Raw genomic sequence first — 16796 nt, 5'->3', positions numbered from 1 at the left:
TCCTGACGGCCTGCCTTTACAGAGCCGCAGCATGACGCAGCAAAAACGCATCAAGCCTTTCAAGCTGGTGCGTCAGGGCATCATCATTCAGAAAAGAGCCAAGGAAGCTGTTCCGGGCCAATGTCGCAATATCCCGGTTTGACAGTTTCCCGGCATCAACGAGCGCGCGGTAATTCTCCGCAACATAGCCGCCAAAATAAGCCGGATCATCCGAGTTCAGCGTCGCCCGCAGCCCCTTTTCCAGCATGATATCAATGGGGTGGTTCCGCAGATCCTCCACCACACACAATTTGAGGTTGGAGAGCGGGCAGACGGTCAGTGTCATGGCGTCCCGCGCCAGACGGCTGGTCAGAAAAGGATCTTCCAGTGATCGATTGCCGTGGTCCAGCCGGTCCACCCGCAGGATATCAAGGGCTTCATACACATAAGCGGGCGGCCCTTCCTCCCCCGCATGGGCCACACGCTTCAACCCGGCATCGGCTGCGGCGGCAAACACTTTTGCAAATTTTGATGGTGGATGCCCCACTTCTGAGGAATCCAGCCCGACACCGCTAATCTGGCCAAACCATTTTTCAGCTGATCGGAACGTTGCAAAAGCCGACTCTTCATCCAGATGGCGCAGAAAGCACAGGATCAGCAGAACACTCATGCCGTGTCTGCGCCGGGCGTCCTCCACCCCCGCAAGCAGCCCTTCCATCACCACATCAAACGGAACACCTCGCAGCGTATGCGTTTGGGGATCAAAAAAGATCTCGGCATGGGTTACGCCATCTGCCGCTGCACGATCAAAATAGGCGACGGCGAGATCCCGAAAATCCTCCGCCGTCAGCAGCACATCCGCCCCGGCGTAGTAGATATCCAGAAAGTCCTGCAATTTTGTAAACTGATAGGCGGTGCGGACATCTTCCACAGAGGAAAACGGGATGGAAACCCGGTTCCGCCGCGCCAGCGCAAACATCAGTTCCGGCTCCAGACTGCCTTCAATATGCAGATGCAGCTCAGCTTTTGGGATAGTCGAAATAAAATCCTGTGTAGACATTTTTGCTCCATCTCACCTTTTACTGCTGTGCAGGCTGAGTTGAAGCTGCGACTTCAGGCGGGGTAATACGCACCAGAATATACGGGCGTTCCTGCATGTCCTTGCCATTATGGAAGTCCGGCAGGCGCGCCCACTGGCCGACTGTCAGCAAAATGGTGTTGCCATCAAACGCCATGCTGTCCGGTGCAATCAGACGGGCATCCTGCGCAACGAGGGACAGGCTGCCATCCGGCGCGCGGCGCACCACGGCATGGCGCTCAATATCCGTTACATACAGGCTGCCATCAGGGGCGGTCATCATGCCGTCCATAATCCCGACTTCCCCTTCGTCCTTCACGGCAGCTTCCAGCGTGGCTTCTGTCGTGTTGGGGTCTGCCAGCACGGCTGTGGGCGCGCTGTAAAGGCGGCGGGAGGACAGCGGAGACCAGTAAAGGCGCGTGGAATCCGCACTCAGCGCCACACCGTCCACCCCGCCCTGCGGCACGGTGGGATGCTCGGCATCATACCGGCCAAGGCGACCGTCCGCTTCCATCACAAAACCCGGCACCGGGCTGACGGACACGGTTTCTTCCAGAATGCGCCGCACCTTGCCACTGGCCAGATCCACCACCAGCAGAGCGGGGTGCGTGGTCTGGGACGTATCGCTGACAAATGCCGTGCCGGCGCTGCCATGGGTGAGGTCAACCCGCACATCATTCACATGGCTGTCTGGCCGCACGGCGGGCGCGCCAAACGCATAACGACGGACAATCCTGTTCGTCTTCGGGTCAATATGCAGCAGGGCCGGTTTGGCTTTGGCCTTGCTGCCAGCACGCACGCCTTCATCCAGCAGCCAGAGCTGGCCGTTGGTATCCACCGTCATACCCAGCGGAGAGATAATCTTACTTTGCGCGGCTTTGCTGGGGAACGGCGTCAACTGCCCCTGCGTCCACGTAACCAGCACCGGGCCTTTATGCCGCTGAGCACTCGTGGGCAGCGACAGCACAATCCGCCCGTCCGGCAGCCGCGCAATGCCGGACGCCTGCACATCCGGGAAGCGATCCGCCACCGTCACATTCCCGCTGGTGGTCCAGTTATGCACCGTGCTGTCTTCCGCCAGCGCCGTGCCGGAGACGGATGCACAGAGCAGACCCATCAGCATGCCACACCGTACCAGTGCCTTAAGCGTGCGACGCACCGGCTGGCGCTGTGTGGACTGTGTTTCGGGGCGTTGCGTGACCATACGGGAAAAACCTTTCTGAAATACGTCTCAAACTGTCTTGTCACTCTAACGCATGGCGTAAAAAAGGCCATTTGCCTTCTGGCATGCGCCCCGTGCGGGATCAGTAATTCAGCGTAAAGCCACCATATCCGGCGCGACCGGGCTGGAGGTAGCCAATCGGGTCTTCATACTGCCGGTTGAGCAGATTATCCGCCCGCGCAAAAACCGAGATATAGCGATTGATTTTGTAATGCGCGGTCAGATCAATCGTGAAATATCCATGCCCCTTGCCACAGGTGCTGCAATAGTTTTCACCCACTAACGGGTAATCCCGCCAGCCGCTGGTGTAGAGAATATTGCCAGACAGCGTGAAGTCCTTCACCGGGGACCATGTGGTGTTGAAATTGAACTTATGCTGTGGGCGGCGCTGCAACGGCGCATTATTTTCCGTATCCCGCGCGTGGGTCCAGGTATAGTTCAGCGCAAAGCTGAGCGTATCCAACGCCTTCCAGTCCAGGAACGCTTCCACACCATACATCCGCGCATGGCCCACATTGCCGTAGGAATAAATGTAATCCCCCCACGCGCTCCCTGCCACTGGCAACACGTAGGATGAAGACTGGATGAGATTCCGCACCTTGTTGTCATACCATGTGGCGCCAAAATGCAGTTTGTCATGCAGCAGTTTCTGCTCCACACCCACATCATACCCAATCATGGTTTCGGCTTTCAGGTTAGGGTTGCCCTCTTCCCCCCAGCCTGCCCCACGCTGATTGACAAACAGCTGATACAGCGACGGCGCATGGAAGCCGGACCCGGCACTGGCTTTGATAATAGTGCCAGTGTTCGGCACATGAATGGCCGGGGCCACACGCCAGGTGACATGGTTGCCGTAGCGGGAATTGGAATCATACCGCACATTGGCCGCGCCGTAGAGAATGCGGTTCCAGTTGCCTTCATACTGCCCATAGCCCGCTGTGGTATCCATGCCTGCTGTAGTGTGCATGGGTTCCGTCGGGTCACTGGTCGAGACATCAATCGTGTCATGAAAATGCTCGGCACCCACAAGAAGAGTGCCGTATTTTCGCAGATCCACCGTGCCGTGCCAGTCCACCTTGAGCCGGGTTGAACGGTAATAGTACGGGTCCGTCATGGCGGGCTCGCCATCCGCGTAAGACCCGTCCTGCATGTAGCGGCGGCGGTTGGTCATGTAACCGAGCCCCAAAACCTGATCGAACATTCCGCCAAACGATGACAGATGCGCCGTACCGCGCACAACGGCCTCATTCTGCGTATTCTGGTCCCGGATCAGCTGGTTACCGTTATACGGTGTGAACACGTCATCATACGATGTGAAGGTATGATAATTGGCCTGTATCAGGCGCGCCGTCAGACCGAGATCAAAATTATGCGTGACATCATAACCGAGTTTGACGTTTGCGCTGCGGTTATCATTCCGGTCGCCCGCGCGGCGCTGAGCACGACTGGCCTCATTATACCGATCAATATAACGCGGGATTTCATGAAAACCGTCGGTGCGGTAATGGGACAACACGACATTATAATGGAATCGCCCGCTGCTGCCGGACGCGCCGAAGGCCTGATTGAACGTGCCGTAAGACCCACCCTCAATCCGCACAAACGGTTTGAAGCGTCCCTCACCCTGTTTGGTGTTGATATCAATCACCCCGGCCATGGCATCTGCGCCATACAGGCCGCTCTGCGGGCCGCGCAGAATTTCAATGGAGCCAATACCGTCCGTTACAAACTGTCCGGCATCAAACGCATTATCAGCGGAGCTGCCATCATTGATGTCCATGCCATCGATCCGCACCTTCACGTCATTGGCGTTTGAACCGCGCATGAAGATGGAGGTCGTGCCGCCAAAGCCACCGGACCGCACCACATTCAGCCCCGGCTGACGCGCCAGAATATCAGGCAGTGTGCGCCGCTGCTGGGTAGCAATCTGCTCATCCGTGACCACGGTGACGCTGGAGCCCACATCATCCGCCCGCACTGGCCTGCGCAACGCACTGACCGTAACCACTTCCGGCAATCCCTGCGACGGGCTGAGCGAGACAACTGTACGCCCCGCCGGTGCCGTGCCGACCGGCTGCTGAGCCGCCGCACCGGCCCGACCTTTCAGGGTCTTGCCGGAAGAGGCGGCTTTATGGGCCACCTGTTTGCCGGAAGGAGTCTGGGCTTCAGAAAGGGCAGCAGCCTGCGCTACCCCGCCATAGCCAGCCACAGCCAGAATGGTGGAGGTTGTCAGCACGCAACGAAGGAAGGTCATAATACTCGTATCCTGTGGTCAGCCGTTGCCACAGGACAGCGTCTCCGGCCTGCCCCATACGGCAGTAGCCGGGGCAGAACTCAGTTACGCACGCCAACACACCCCGACTGGCGTTTCCTGGTCGCAACCACTTGCTGGATGGCAGGTCTCCTGGCTTGCGGCGTCGTAGCTGAGCAATCCCTTCCCGGAGAAACACCATCTCCAGTGGGCCGAACGCCTTGCGTCCGGACTACTCAGCCATACCGCTTACAGTTGCGGGGACAGCCCGGGACTAAGGCCAGCGAGGCCTGCACCCGGTTCCCTTTTCATTCCCTTGTGTGGGGGAAACCATCACAGGCGTTGTCTTATCGCCTCACCCCGCCGAGTCAATCACCCAAAAGGCACAGTGCAGCCCGAGCGCAGGCACAAAAAAAACGCGGCCCTCCGAAGAAGGCCGCGTTCCTGATCGACTGAACCTCTAAAGGAGAGGGATCAGACGGAGTAGTACATTTCGAACTCAACCGGGTGCGGGGTGTGTTCAAAGCGATACACGTCTTCCCACTTCACCGTCAGGTAGCTTTCGATCTGGTCTTTGGTGAACACGCCACCAGCCAGCAGGAACTCATGATCAGCGGCCAGAGCTTCCAGCGCTTCACGCAGGGAGCCGGCAACCGTCGGGATCTGCTTCAGCTCTTCCGGCGGCAGGTCATACAGATCCTTGTCCATGGCATCGCCCGGGTGGATCTTGTTCTTGATGCCGTCGATACCGGCCATCAGCATGGCGGAGAACGCCAGGTAGGGGTTGGCCGTCGGGTCCGGGAAGCGGACTTCAACGCGCTTGGCTTTCGGGTTGGTGGCATACGGAATACGGCAGGACGCAGAGCGGTTGCGCGCAGAGTAAGCCAGCAGCACCGGAGCTTCAAAGCCCGGGATCAGACGCTTGTAGGAGTTGGTGGACGGGTTGGTGAAGGCATTCAGCGCCTTGGCATGCTTGATGATGCCGCCGATGTAATACAGGGCGGTGTCGGACAGGTCCGCATAGCCATTGCCTGCAAACGTCGGTTTGCCGTCTTTCCAGATGGACTGGTGAACATGCATGCCAGAGCCGTTATCGCCATAGATCGGCTTCGGCATGAACGTGGCGGTCTTACCGTAGGAATGGGCCACGTTGTGCACGCAGTATTTGTAGATCTGCATGAAGTCGGCAGAGCGGACCAGCGTGTCGAACTTGGTGCCCAGCTCATGCTGAGACTGTGCGACTTCGTGGTGCTGCTTTTCAATCGGCAGACCCATCTCACCCATGGTGGCGAGCATTTCGGCGCGCAGGTCGTTCTCGCTGTCCACCGGCGGTACGGGGAAGTAGCCACCCTTCACACCCGGACGATGGCCCATGTTGCCTTCCGGGTAGTCCTTCAGGGACGCGCCGGGTCCTTCGATGCTGTCGAGCTGATATTTGCCGAAGTTCGGGCCCGTGCCAAAGCGCACGTTGTCGAAAATGAAGAATTCAGCTTCCGGGCCAAAGAAGGCGGTGTCGCCCAGACCGGAGGACTTCAGATACTGCTCAGCCAGCTTGGCGGTGGAGCGCGGGTCACGGTTATAGGGCTGACCTGTGGACGGCTCGATGATGTCACAGAACAGGATCAACTGCGGGCGGGCCGTAAACGGGTCCATCACGGCTGTTTCCGGGTCCGGCAGCAGAACCATGTCACTTTCGTTAATGGCTTTCCATCCGGCAATGGAGGAACCATCGAACATGAAGCCCTCGGTAAAGGTGTCTTCTTCAATCGTGGTGACATACTGCGTGGTGTGGTGCCACTTGCCGCGCGGATCCGTGAAACGCAGATCGACAAACTCGACCGAGTTTTCCTGGATCAGGTCAAAAACCTTAGCAATCGCTGCGGCTTTGCTGTCACCCGCAGTGGTCGTTTTCTTCACCATATGTCTTCACCTACAACCTGTTGCGCACCACACTCTTGCGGCACGTCTAGGATTATAAAACTCGCGTCCGCTCTCGGGGCGCCCCGGGCCGGGCTGCCTCAGATAGCATCTTCCCCTCGTTCCCCCGTGCGGATTCGCACCACGTCTTCCACCGGGAGAATAAAGATTTTGCCGTCACCGATTCGTCCGGTGCGCGCTGCGGCCGAGATAGCCTCCACCGCGCGTTCCACCAGATTTGCGGGACACACAACCTCAATTTTCATCTTGGGCAGAAAATCGACAATATATTCCGCGCCACGATAGAGTTCCGTGTGCCCTTTCTGCCGGCCGAAACCCTTGGCTTCGATCACGGTAATGCCTTGCAGGCCGAGTTCGTGAAGGGCTTCCTTCACCTCGTCCAGCTTGAACGGCTTGATTATGGCCTCGATCTTTCTCATGTCACGTCATCAATATATCTGGTGCTGCACTGAACAAGAGGGGGTCCTTCCTGCGCGTAACCTGCCCATAAGGCATGAAGGCTCAGGGCGAACAGCCCCAAACTTGCACGGGTTGGCCGCGCGGGCAATCGGCCTTGTGCGAAATATAACGATCCGGCATCAAACTCCCCTCTTTTCTCCCCTTGCCAGCCCGTGGCAGTCTGCCCGCCACTTTTGTAGTTTCCACTGCGTTTTTCCCCCGGCAGCCCCCAGGACATACGGCCATGACAAAACCGCTCAACCGGCAGATTGCCGCCCTGCCCACCACCATTTTCACCGTGATGTCGGAGCTGGCCCGCGCGCATGACGCCATTAATCTGGGGCAGGGCTTCCCGGATACGGAAGGCCCGCAGGACATGGTGCAGGCGGCGGCGGATGCCCTGCTGGATGGCCGCAACCAGTATGCGCCGCTGACCGGCCTGCCGGAACTACGCCGCGCGGTGGCAGACTCCAACGCCCGCTTTCAGGGGCTGGAGATTGATGCGGAGTCGGAAGTGGTCGTCACCTCTGGTGCTACGGAAGCGCTCGCTGCCGCGCTGATGGCGCTGATCGAACCCGGTGATGAAGTGGTGCTGATTGAACCGCTTTATGACACCTACCTGCCCATGGTCCGCCAGCTTGGCGGCGTTCCAAAACTGGTGCGGCTGGAAGAACCGGGCTGGACGCTCCCGCGGGAGGCTCTGGCCGCCGCCTTTTCTGCCCGCACCAAGGCCATTCTGCTCAACACGCCCATGAATCCCACCGGCAAGGTCTTCACCCCGGAAGAGCTGGACTTCATCGCCGGTTTGCTGATTCAGCACGACGCCTATGCTGTATGCGATGAGGTGTATGAACATCTCACCTTCGATACGCCGCATGTCTCGCTGATGAGCCGCCCCGCCATGCGGGAGCGGTGCCTGCGCATTGGCAGTGCGGGCAAGAGCTTCTCACTCACTGGCTGGAAGGTGGGCTACGTCACCGCCCCTGCCCCGCTGGCGGCTGTGGTCGCCAAGGCGCACCAGAATCTGGTGTTTGCCACCGCCCCCAACCTGCAACGCGCCGTAGCATTCGGCCTGAACAAGGACGAGCAGTATTTCCGCGATCTGGCCGGGGACATGGCCCGCAAGCGCGACATCCTCTCCGCAGGCCTGCGCGGCGTAGGGCTGGACGTGCTGCCGTGTGACGGCAGTTACTTTGTGATGGCGGACATTAGCCCTCTGGCCAACGGGCTGGATGATGTCGCCTTTGCCCGGATGCTGACGGAAGAAGCCGGTGTCACCACCATCCCCGCCTCCGCCTTCTATGACCCATCCAACGGCACCCCGCCAAAGCATCTGGTCCGCTTCGCCTTCTGTAAGCAGGAGAGCGTGTTGCAGGAGGCCGTGGCCCGTATCGAACGCTGGGCAAGCAAGCGCGCCTAACCCTCCCCGGACCTCTGGCGGCCCATAAATCAAGACACCGGACCGCCAGAGCGCCGCACCATCCGTGCGGCAAAAGCGGGTTGTGGAATTTTTTGCCCCTTCTCCGCATCTCGGTCTTGACGGGCCAGCTCCGTTTCTCTACATGAGCGCTTGCTGTGTGGCGGATGTAGCTCAGCTGGTAGAGCGCCGGTTTGTGGTACCGGTTGTCGCGGGTTCGAGCCCCGTCATTCGCCCCAGCAATTTTCTCCAGAAAATCGATAATGCCTAAAGCCAAGCATCACAGATGCTGTTTTCGTGCGTCTGGATTTGGCGTGTCGTGCCTGCACACTCAGATGCCATTTGACAGCTCATCCCTCCTGCTCCCCAATACATTTTACGCATCACCATAATGCACAAAATCGCACAGTAGCCCCCATTTTCCGGGGGAACGCTGCGTAACTGTATTATTCCTGCATCAGTCCGATGATTATATTCCTTCATATACAGGTTTATGCACGGCCATATATGGACAACACCCGGCAGGCTCGGCAGAACCGGCTCACCTTTTGTTCATTTCTATTCCGGACCTGCCAGAGCCATGCATGATCGTTTTCCCCGCCTCCTCGCCACAGGGACATTTGGCGCACTCCTGCTGACGAGCTCTGCTCTGGCCTCAACACCCGCCCCGGCTCCGCAGGCCGCGCCCGACAAACAGGCCGCCATCAAAGCAGCGCCCGCCAAAAAAGTTGCGCTTAAAACCCCTGCGACTGTGAACTCCGCAAAACGTACCTCCACTCCCATTGCCGGAATTCTCGACGGCTCCAACGGGGAAACGATCAACGTCCACGGCCACCATGCCGCCGACGGCACTGCCGCCAAATATATGAACAAGGTTGTCTATCTCGGCCCGCTGGGGAACCGCGATACGCTGGACACGCCCTATTCCGTCATGGGTGTGACGCATGACGTTGTGGTCAACCAGCAGATCCGCAGCATCAATGACATGGCGCAGTATCTCCCCTCCGTGCAGCTGGAAGTGCGTGGGGACCCCAACACATCCCGCCCGCAGTCCCGTGGGTTTGAATCCGATGTTGTCGCCAACTCCCGTCTGGACGGCCTGAACGTGGTCTCCACCACGCCATATCCCGCGGAATGGGTGGATAACCTTCAGGTTCTCAATGGTCTGGCAGGGGCCATGTATGGGCCGGAAAACCCGGCTGGTGTGTTTGAATACACGCTCAAACGTCCGACTGACCGCCGCACGGAGCGGCTTTCCGTTGGCGTGGATTCCATCGGCACCCCAACCGTCAATGGCGATATTTCCGGTCGTCTGGGCCGCAATGGCTGGTTTGGCTACCGCCTGAACATGCTGCACGCCGATGGCACAGCCTACACGCAGGGCAGCTCCATGCGCCGTGAAATGGTCAGCGGTGATTTCGATTTCCATCTGGATGACAAGACAGTTATCGAAATTGACGCCAGCCACTATACTTATGACCAGCGCGGCGGCGCGCCCGGCTTTGGTATTCTGGCCACCGGCGTGGGGGGCGACAAGCTCCCGGAAGCTCCGGATCTGAGCAAGCGTCTGGCTCCGGAATGGAGCGGCTACCACATGGAAACCAACACCTTCCTCGGCAAAATCAAGCATCAGTTTAATGAAAACTGGAGCTTCACGCTGGGTGGTTTGTATCAGGACGCTGCGCGTCAGGCTTTTGGTGTGGCTGATACGCTGTGTGACGGCGGCAAAACCTGCGGCGGTCTGCGCGGCAGTGACGGCTGGTACAGCTCCAAAGCCACCGCCACCACCACCGCGAACGATTTCCGCGTTGGCAGTAACATGGCCTACATCAACGGTCGCGTTTACACCGGCCCCATCCGGCATGATCTGGTGATTGGCACCAACGGCTACATGATGGGCAACTACAACCCGGTTGCGGCCTCAACGGCGGCGCAAAATCTGGGTATCCACAACATGTATGGCGCGAGCCAGAACGGTGGCACGCAGCCTTATTATCATGGCCGCTATAAATCCAGCAGCATCATGAGCCAGTCCTTCATTGTGGGGGACACCCTGCAACTGAACAAACACTGGTCCATCATGGGCACGCTCTCATGGGGCTGGATCCATCAGCGCGGTGCGCTGAACGCCAAAAGCGCTCTGCGGGATACGTTTGAAACTTCCGCAGCCTTCAGCCCGACCGCCAGCATCATGTATAAGCCGACCGATAACCAGACCTTCTACTTCACCTATGGTCGGTCTATTGAAGCCGGACCTGTTACCCCCAACAGCACCAGCTACACCAATACGAACATCGCGCTGCCCGCAGCCCATTCCGAAGAATATGAAGTGGGCTACAAACTGCGTTACAATACCATGCAGTTTAACGTGGCCGGTTTCCGCATGACGTCGCCCTACGCCATGTATGTCGCCGCCGCCAACCCGAACGCCGGCTGTGCCGCCATGACCAACTGCCAGACCTACCAGTATGGTGGCACGCAGCGGAACTACGGTGTGGAAGCTCAGATTTCGGGTGAAGTGCTGCCCAACCTCTCCGTTCTGGCGGGCATGACCTGGCTGGATGCTGAGCTGGTGCATGCGGCCTCTCCCACGCTGGACCGCAAGGAAATTGTGGGCGCGGCCCCGCTGCAGGCCAACCTGCTGCTGGACTATCGCCTCCCAGCGTCTCTCGGTTCCTTCGCCTCCGGCTGGGCGTTTAATGCCAACGTGCATTACATGGGCAACCGCGCTGCCAACGTGACCAACACGCTGCACACCGGCTCCTACACCACGCTGGATCTGGGCACACGCTACACCTTCCGCGCGACCGAGCGCCTGCCGATGGTCCTGCGCTTTGGGGTGAGCAACGCCACCAACGAGCGCTACTGGGCCTCCGTCTTCACCGGTGCGCCCAGCGGCACATCCGGCGCGTCTTCCAGCCTGTATGCCGGCCTGCCGCGTGTGTATCACTTCACGCTGTCTGCTGAGTTCTAAGCACACCAGCCCTGCCAGCACTGCGGTGCAACGATCCTTCCTCTGACGTGTTCTGGTTACGCAAAACCAAGAGACTGGCCGGGCCTCCATGGGCCCGGTCGGAGTGAGGAAGTCTGTCGTTGAAGCTCTATATTTACGAACACTGCCCGTTCTGCTCCCGCGCCCGCATGATGGCGGGCCTGAAGAATATCCCGGTCGAACTGTGCGTTGTGATGGAAGGCGATAGCGAAACCCCGCTGCGCCTTACCGGTAAAAAGGGCCTGCCCATCCTGCAGAAAGACGACGGCACCTGCATGCCGGAAAGTCTGGATATTGTGCACTATCTGGATGACACCTACCCGCCACGCCTGCTGACATCCCCCGCCAATGAGCCCCTGATGGCCTGGAGCAAAGAGACCTGGTCTCTGGGGCTTAAACTGATTGTGCCGCGCTTTACCCGTGGCAAATTTGCAGAAGTGGCGACCGATGCCGCGCGACAGGCCTTCATTACCCGGGAAGAGCAGCATTTTGGCAATCTGGATGCCCTCATGGCGCAGACAGACACGCTCCTGCCCCCCGTGCAGGCGCAGCTCGATAAGCTGGACCCTCTGCTGGCCAGCCCACCTCCCCTGACAGAAGCCGACTTCCACCTCTACCCGGTGCTGCGCTCCCTCAGCATTGTCAAAGGCCTGACCTTCGGCCCCAACACTCTCCGCTATATGCAGGACATGGCGCAAAAAAGCCGTGTGCCGCTGCTGACGGATCAGGCCCAGTAACTGCTGATATTGGACGAACAGGAGACCCCGTATGACACCGCACACATCCGGCCAGTTTTCAGGCAAAATTGCTGTAATTACCGGAGCCGCTGGCACCATCGGCCTTGCTGTGGCCGAACATCTGGCCTCTCTGGGGGCGGACATTGCCCTTCTTGATCTGCAAAAGGACAAACTGGAGGACGCAGCAAGCAAAGTTCGGCAATACGGCAGCACTGTCCGCCCTTATGTGTGTGACGTAACGGATGCGCAGTGCGTTAACAGCACAACAGAGCAGGTTGTTTCCGATTTTGGAAAAATTGATTTCCTGTTCAATAACGCTGGTTTTCAGGGGGCTTTTGCCCCGGTGCAGGATTATCCGGAAGAGGATTTTAACCGCGTCATCCAGATCAATGTCTGTGGCGCATTTCATGTCCTGCAAGCTGTTGCCCGGCAAATGGTGGCGCAGAAATCCGGAGCCATTGTGAACACGGCCAGCATGGCCGGGGTGCAGGGTCCGCCCAATATGGCAGCTTATGGCGCGTCCAAATTTGCCATTGTGGGGCTGACGCAAACAGCCTCCAAAGACCTTGCGCCGCATAATATCCGCGTCAACGCCATTAGCCCTGCCTTCATGGGGCCGGGGCCGATGTGGGACATGCAGGTGGAAAAACAGGCCAAAGCCAAGACACAGTATTTCTCCACCGATCCTGAGACCGTAGCGAAGCAGATGATTGGCAGCGTGCCCATGCGTCGCTACGGCAATATTTCCGAAATTCCGGGTGTGGTGTCATTTTTGCTGAGCGACGCCGCAAGCTACATGACAGGCGTTAATCTGCCGATTGCAGGCGGCATTCTGTAAAACCCGCATGGGGCACAGACCCGGCATACCGTTTTTACCCAGAACCTTTTGCAGCACACTGCGTTTGGCCTCCAACTTTATTTATGGAGACCTGGTGTGAAAACGCTGCCGCCCTGCCCCGCAGATGCCCTTCAAACGCGGCGCAGACACGAACTCTGGACAAAGAGCAGCCTGTTTGCCCGCCCAGACGCAAACGGGGCGGAGGATTTCCCTCCGCCCCGTTCGGAACTCATGCAGGCAGGAACACCGCCGCTTACTCCGCCGCAGCCTGCGCGGCGCGGTGCTGGGCGTCCCACCGGCGGGTAAAGGGCAGGCACACCACAAACAGCAGCGTGCAGCCAATGCCCAGCAGGAACAGCATACGGAACAGGCCCGCATAAACCGGCAGGGTCTGGGACGGGTCACCGGACGCCACAGCAGGCCCCACCGCCGCCAGATTGGCCAGCGCGCTGCCAAGATACATCGCCACACCGTTGGACACGTTGTAGCTGCCCATCATGAACCCGCCGACATTGGCGGGCGCATAGCGCGCCACCACCGCCAGCCCGAGCGCGCTGATCAGCAACTCCCCGATAGACAGCGCCCCATAGGCCCAGAACATGACCCAGGGTGAAACCAGATGGTTGCCACCCGTCGCCGCACTCCACCACCAGATGAGGAAGGAGAGCGAGACCAGCGAGAAGCCGACAATGAACTTCTCGGCAATAGGGAAATTCCAGCCCCGGTCCGCCATGGATTTATAAACCCACGACAGAAGCGGACTGGCCAGCATGATCCATACCGGGTTAAGCGCCTGAAACTGCCCGGCTGACATGTGGAACAGCGTCACGCCACCCAGCGTAAAGGCAGAATCCACATCCCGCAGCGCAAACAGCGTGAGGGACGTGACCATCTGCTGGTAGAACACGAAATACAGCATGGTCTGCACAATCAGCAGATAAGCCAGACGCAGGCCGGGCCGCACGGCGGCAGAGGCGCGGCGATACAGCAGCGTCCACACCACACCTACGCTCAGTGCGGCAACCCACACACAGGCCCGGCCCGCTGCCGGATAGCGCAGCAGCCCGACCATAACCGCCAGAACCAGCACCATCCCGCCCAGCACCGCCATAAAGCGGGAGAACACCAGCGGCTCAAAATCCGGGCGGGAGCCAATGCGCGCCAGCCACTTGCGGCACAGCGTGTAACACGCCACCCCAAGCGCCAGCCCGGCCGCACAGACCAGAAATGGCGGAGACCACCCATACTTCTCCTGCAACCACGGCGTGAGCAGCAGAGAGAGCGTGGAGCCGACATTGATGCTCATATAGTAAATGGTGAAGGCGACATCGATGCGGGCATCATCCCCTTCGTAAACCCGGCGGACCAGATTGGCCGCGTTGGATTTGAACAGTCCGTTCCCCAGAGCGATGACCGCCAGAGCGACAAACAACGCCATCTGGCCACCCAGATCCACGCCCAGCAGGACATACCCCAGCGTCAGCACCACAGCGCCCATCACCATGGTGCGGCGGGCGCCCAGAAGGGTGTCCCCCACCCAGCCCCCTACGGCGGGAGCGGCATAACAGACGGCGGAAAAGGTGCCCCACAGCAGGTTGGCCTGCGTATCGGAAAAGCCAAGCCGCTGGATCATGTAAAGCAGCAGGATGCCCTGCATGCCGTAAAAGCCGAACCGTTCCCACAGCTCAATCGCCAGCACGACAGAAAAAGACTGGGTTCGGGACGGCAGAGAAGACGCAGATGCTGTCATGAAGTCCTGACCATATTGTGATGCCCCCTCCTACACCAGTTCCGCCACAAGCACACACCCCGCACAAATCCGGCCTCCAGCGGCACAAAACCGGGGAAAACATCCCTCTTACGGGGATTTTCCTAACCGGAATGTGAAGCGACAGACTGCCCCGGTCCTCTTATCCCGTTCATCCGCCTGCCGCATGATGCCCATACGCCTCATGCGGGTTTTTATGGTCCCGTGCGGGGACGAGGGAGTATTCACCATGACAAAAATTAAAGTTAAAAATCCCATCGTCGAGATGGATGGTGATGAGATGACGCGCATCATCTGGCACTTTATCCGTGAGCGCCTGATTCTGCCCTATCTCGATATTGACCTGAAATATTATGATCTTGGCATTGAACACCGCGACGCAACGGATGATCAGGTCACCGTCGATGCCGCCGAAGCCACCAAACGCTACGGCGTGGCCGTAAAATGCGCCACCATCACCCCGGATGAAGCCCGCGTGAAGGAATTCGGGCTGAAGCGCATGTATCGCTCACCCAATGGCACCATCCGTAACATTCTGGATGGCACCATTTTCCGTGAGCCCATCATCTGCTCCAACGTGCCGCGCCTTGTGCCGCACTGGACCAAGCCGATTGTGATTGGCCGCCATGCCTATGGTGACATCTATCGTGCGGTGGAAACCCTCGTGCCCGGCCCCGGCACCGTCAAGCTGACCTACACGCCCGAAGGCGGCGGCGAGCCCGTGACGCTGAACGTGCATGACTTCAAAGGCCCCGGCGTGGCACTGGGCATGCACAACACCCGTGCGTCTATTGAAGGCTTTGCCCGCGCCTCCCTCTCCTACGGGCGGGACCGCAACATGCCGGTCTATCTCTCCACCAAGAACACCATTCTGAAAGCCTATGACGGCCTGTTTAAAGATGTGTTCCAGGAGATTTATGACAAGGAATTCAAAGCTGACTTTGAAAAGGCGGGTCTGACCTACGAACACCGCCTGATTGATGACATGGTGGCCTGCGCCCTCAAATGGCCGGGCGGGTATGTCTGGGCCTGTAAAAACTACGATGGCGACGTGCAGAGCGACATTGTGGCGCAGGGCTTTGGCAGCCTCGGGCTTATGACCTCCGTGCTGCTCAACCCGACGGGCGAGGTGGTGGAAGCAGAAGCCGCGCATGGTACCGTGACCCGCCACTACCGCGAGCACCAGAAAGGCCGCCCCACCAGCACCAACCCCATTGCGTCCATTTTTGCATGGACCCGCGGGCTGGCCTACCGGGGCCGGTTTGATAACACGCCGGACGTTGTCCACTTTGCCGAAACGCTGGAACGGGTGTGTATCGAAACGGTCGAAGGCGGCCAGATGACCAAGGATCTCGCTCTTCTGGTTGGCAAAGACGCCAAATGGCTGAACACGCAGGACTTCCTTGATGTGCTGGATGCGGGGCTGAAAAAGGCTCTTAAAACAGCCTGATGGGAACGGGGATTGTGCGGATTCGGAAGACAAAAAATCCGCGGCACAGTCCCCCTCTCTCCTCATACCCAGCAGGCAGTCTGTAAGTTATTGCACACACCTGTCTGGGCACCGCCTGCTGTGATATCCTAACGATACCTCCTGATACGGCACGTCAATTAACACCTCATCCATGATAGAACCTTAGCCCGCACAGCCTCTCCCACTTCAAACATATCTTTCAAATGCTGCGGACCTGTTTCAATATCGATCATATCTTCGTATAAATATTTATTCTCATCCTGAACAAAAAATGGAAATCTGTATTCACATGTTGATTTCAGGTGCCCATTAAGTGTTGGGGAACAGGACACAACTTTTTTTACGTTATTAATTTTTTTTTCATAAAGTGCATTCACTATTCCATAATACTCATTAAATCCTAGTTTATCCTTAAATGGATTATTTAAATTCTTTATTCCTCCTATTTCTACATTTCTATCAAGTAACGCCTGACCAGAAACATTCCCAGGAGAGTTAGAAAAAATAGAAACCATGATCACACCTCGGTCTTCCAAAGGACCATGAGACGTCGGATCTGGATGATAGAATTGATAAGAATTTGGAGATAAATCAGGCCACTTGCTTATAAATTCAAGATAATCTTCTCCGCCAGGCTTATCTGAGAGCCCTTTTGGAAATTCGCTAT

General features: G+C 58.2%; 12 protein-coding genes, 1 tRNA gene and 1 riboswitch. Of the genes, 6 read left to right on the top strand and 7 right to left on the bottom strand.

The window, feature by feature from the left end:
• Positions 1-16 precede the first annotated feature (16 nt).
• From AD928_RS09905 to AD928_RS09885, 5 genes are all read right to left on the bottom strand, one after another.
• Complete coding sequence (locus AD928_RS09905; protein WP_062250233.1) at positions 17-1039, bottom strand: adenosine deaminase; 1023 nt, start codon at positions 1037-1039, stop codon at positions 17-19.
• Positions 1040-1058: 19 nt separating this feature from the next.
• On the bottom strand, positions 1059-2261 hold the full coding sequence (locus AD928_RS09900; RefSeq protein WP_082779853.1) for an L-dopachrome tautomerase-related protein: 1203 nt from the start codon (positions 2259-2261) through the stop codon (positions 1059-1061).
• Positions 2262-2361: 100 nt separating this feature from the next.
• On the bottom strand, positions 2362-4533 hold the full coding sequence (locus AD928_RS09895) for a TonB-dependent receptor plug domain-containing protein (protein ID WP_062250231.1): 2172 nt from the start codon (positions 4531-4533) through the stop codon (positions 2362-2364).
• Positions 4534-4656: 123 nt separating this feature from the next.
• A riboswitch (cobalamin riboswitch) is annotated at positions 4657-4880 on the bottom strand.
• Positions 4881-5004: 124 nt separating this feature from the next.
• Complete coding sequence (gene glnA, locus AD928_RS09890) at positions 5005-6450, bottom strand: type I glutamate--ammonia ligase (RefSeq protein WP_043551888.1); 1446 nt, start codon at positions 6448-6450, stop codon at positions 5005-5007.
• 98 nt (positions 6451-6548) lie between these two features.
• Complete coding sequence (locus AD928_RS09885; protein WP_043551886.1) at positions 6549-6887, bottom strand: P-II family nitrogen regulator; 339 nt, start codon at positions 6885-6887, stop codon at positions 6549-6551.
• Positions 6888-7150: 263 nt separating this feature from the next.
• Between AD928_RS09885 and AD928_RS09880 the strand changes: the two genes are divergently transcribed.
• The 5 genes from AD928_RS09880 (at position 7151) to AD928_RS09860 (ending at position 12890) form a co-directional block, all read left to right on the top strand.
• Complete coding sequence (locus AD928_RS09880; protein WP_062250229.1) at positions 7151-8326, top strand: aminotransferase; 1176 nt, start codon at positions 7151-7153, stop codon at positions 8324-8326.
• 160 nt (positions 8327-8486) lie between these two features.
• Positions 8487-8562, top strand: a tRNA-His gene (locus AD928_RS09875).
• A gap of 341 nt (positions 8563-8903) precedes the next feature.
• Positions 8904-11297: a TonB-dependent siderophore receptor gene (locus tag AD928_RS09870; protein ID WP_062250227.1), complete on the top strand. Its 2394-nt coding sequence runs from the start codon at positions 8904-8906 to the stop codon at positions 11295-11297.
• A 119-nt stretch (positions 11298-11416) separates the two neighbouring features.
• A complete protein-coding gene (grxB, locus tag AD928_RS09865; RefSeq protein WP_062250225.1) occupies positions 11417-12052 on the top strand; it encodes a glutaredoxin 2 in 636 nt (211 codons plus the stop codon).
• Positions 12053-12083: 31 nt separating this feature from the next.
• Positions 12084-12890, top strand: coding sequence for an SDR family NAD(P)-dependent oxidoreductase (locus tag AD928_RS09860; protein WP_062250223.1), 807 nt, complete (start codon positions 12084-12086; stop codon positions 12888-12890).
• 253 nt (positions 12891-13143) lie between these two features.
• On the opposite strand, the gene AD928_RS09855 is transcribed toward AD928_RS09860, so the two are convergent.
• Positions 13144-14640, bottom strand: coding sequence for a peptide MFS transporter (locus AD928_RS09855; protein WP_062250221.1), 1497 nt, complete (start codon positions 14638-14640; stop codon positions 13144-13146).
• Between the two features lie 247 nt (positions 14641-14887).
• On the opposite strand from AD928_RS09855, the gene AD928_RS09850 reads away from it, so the two are divergent.
• Positions 14888-16108: an NADP-dependent isocitrate dehydrogenase gene (locus tag AD928_RS09850; RefSeq protein ID WP_062250302.1), complete on the top strand. Its 1221-nt coding sequence runs from the start codon at positions 14888-14890 to the stop codon at positions 16106-16108.
• 158 nt (positions 16109-16266) lie between these two features.
• On the opposite strand, the gene AD928_RS14980 is transcribed toward AD928_RS09850, so the two are convergent.
• On the bottom strand, positions 16267-16796 hold a 530-nt coding region (locus AD928_RS14980), incomplete at its 5' end, for a hypothetical protein (RefSeq protein WP_167347362.1).

The organism is Acetobacter cerevisiae (assembly GCF_001580535.1).
GTDB classification, from domain to species: domain Bacteria; phylum Pseudomonadota; class Alphaproteobacteria; order Acetobacterales; family Acetobacteraceae; genus Acetobacter; species Acetobacter cerevisiae.
This window is presented reverse-complemented; position numbering and strand designations above follow the sequence as displayed.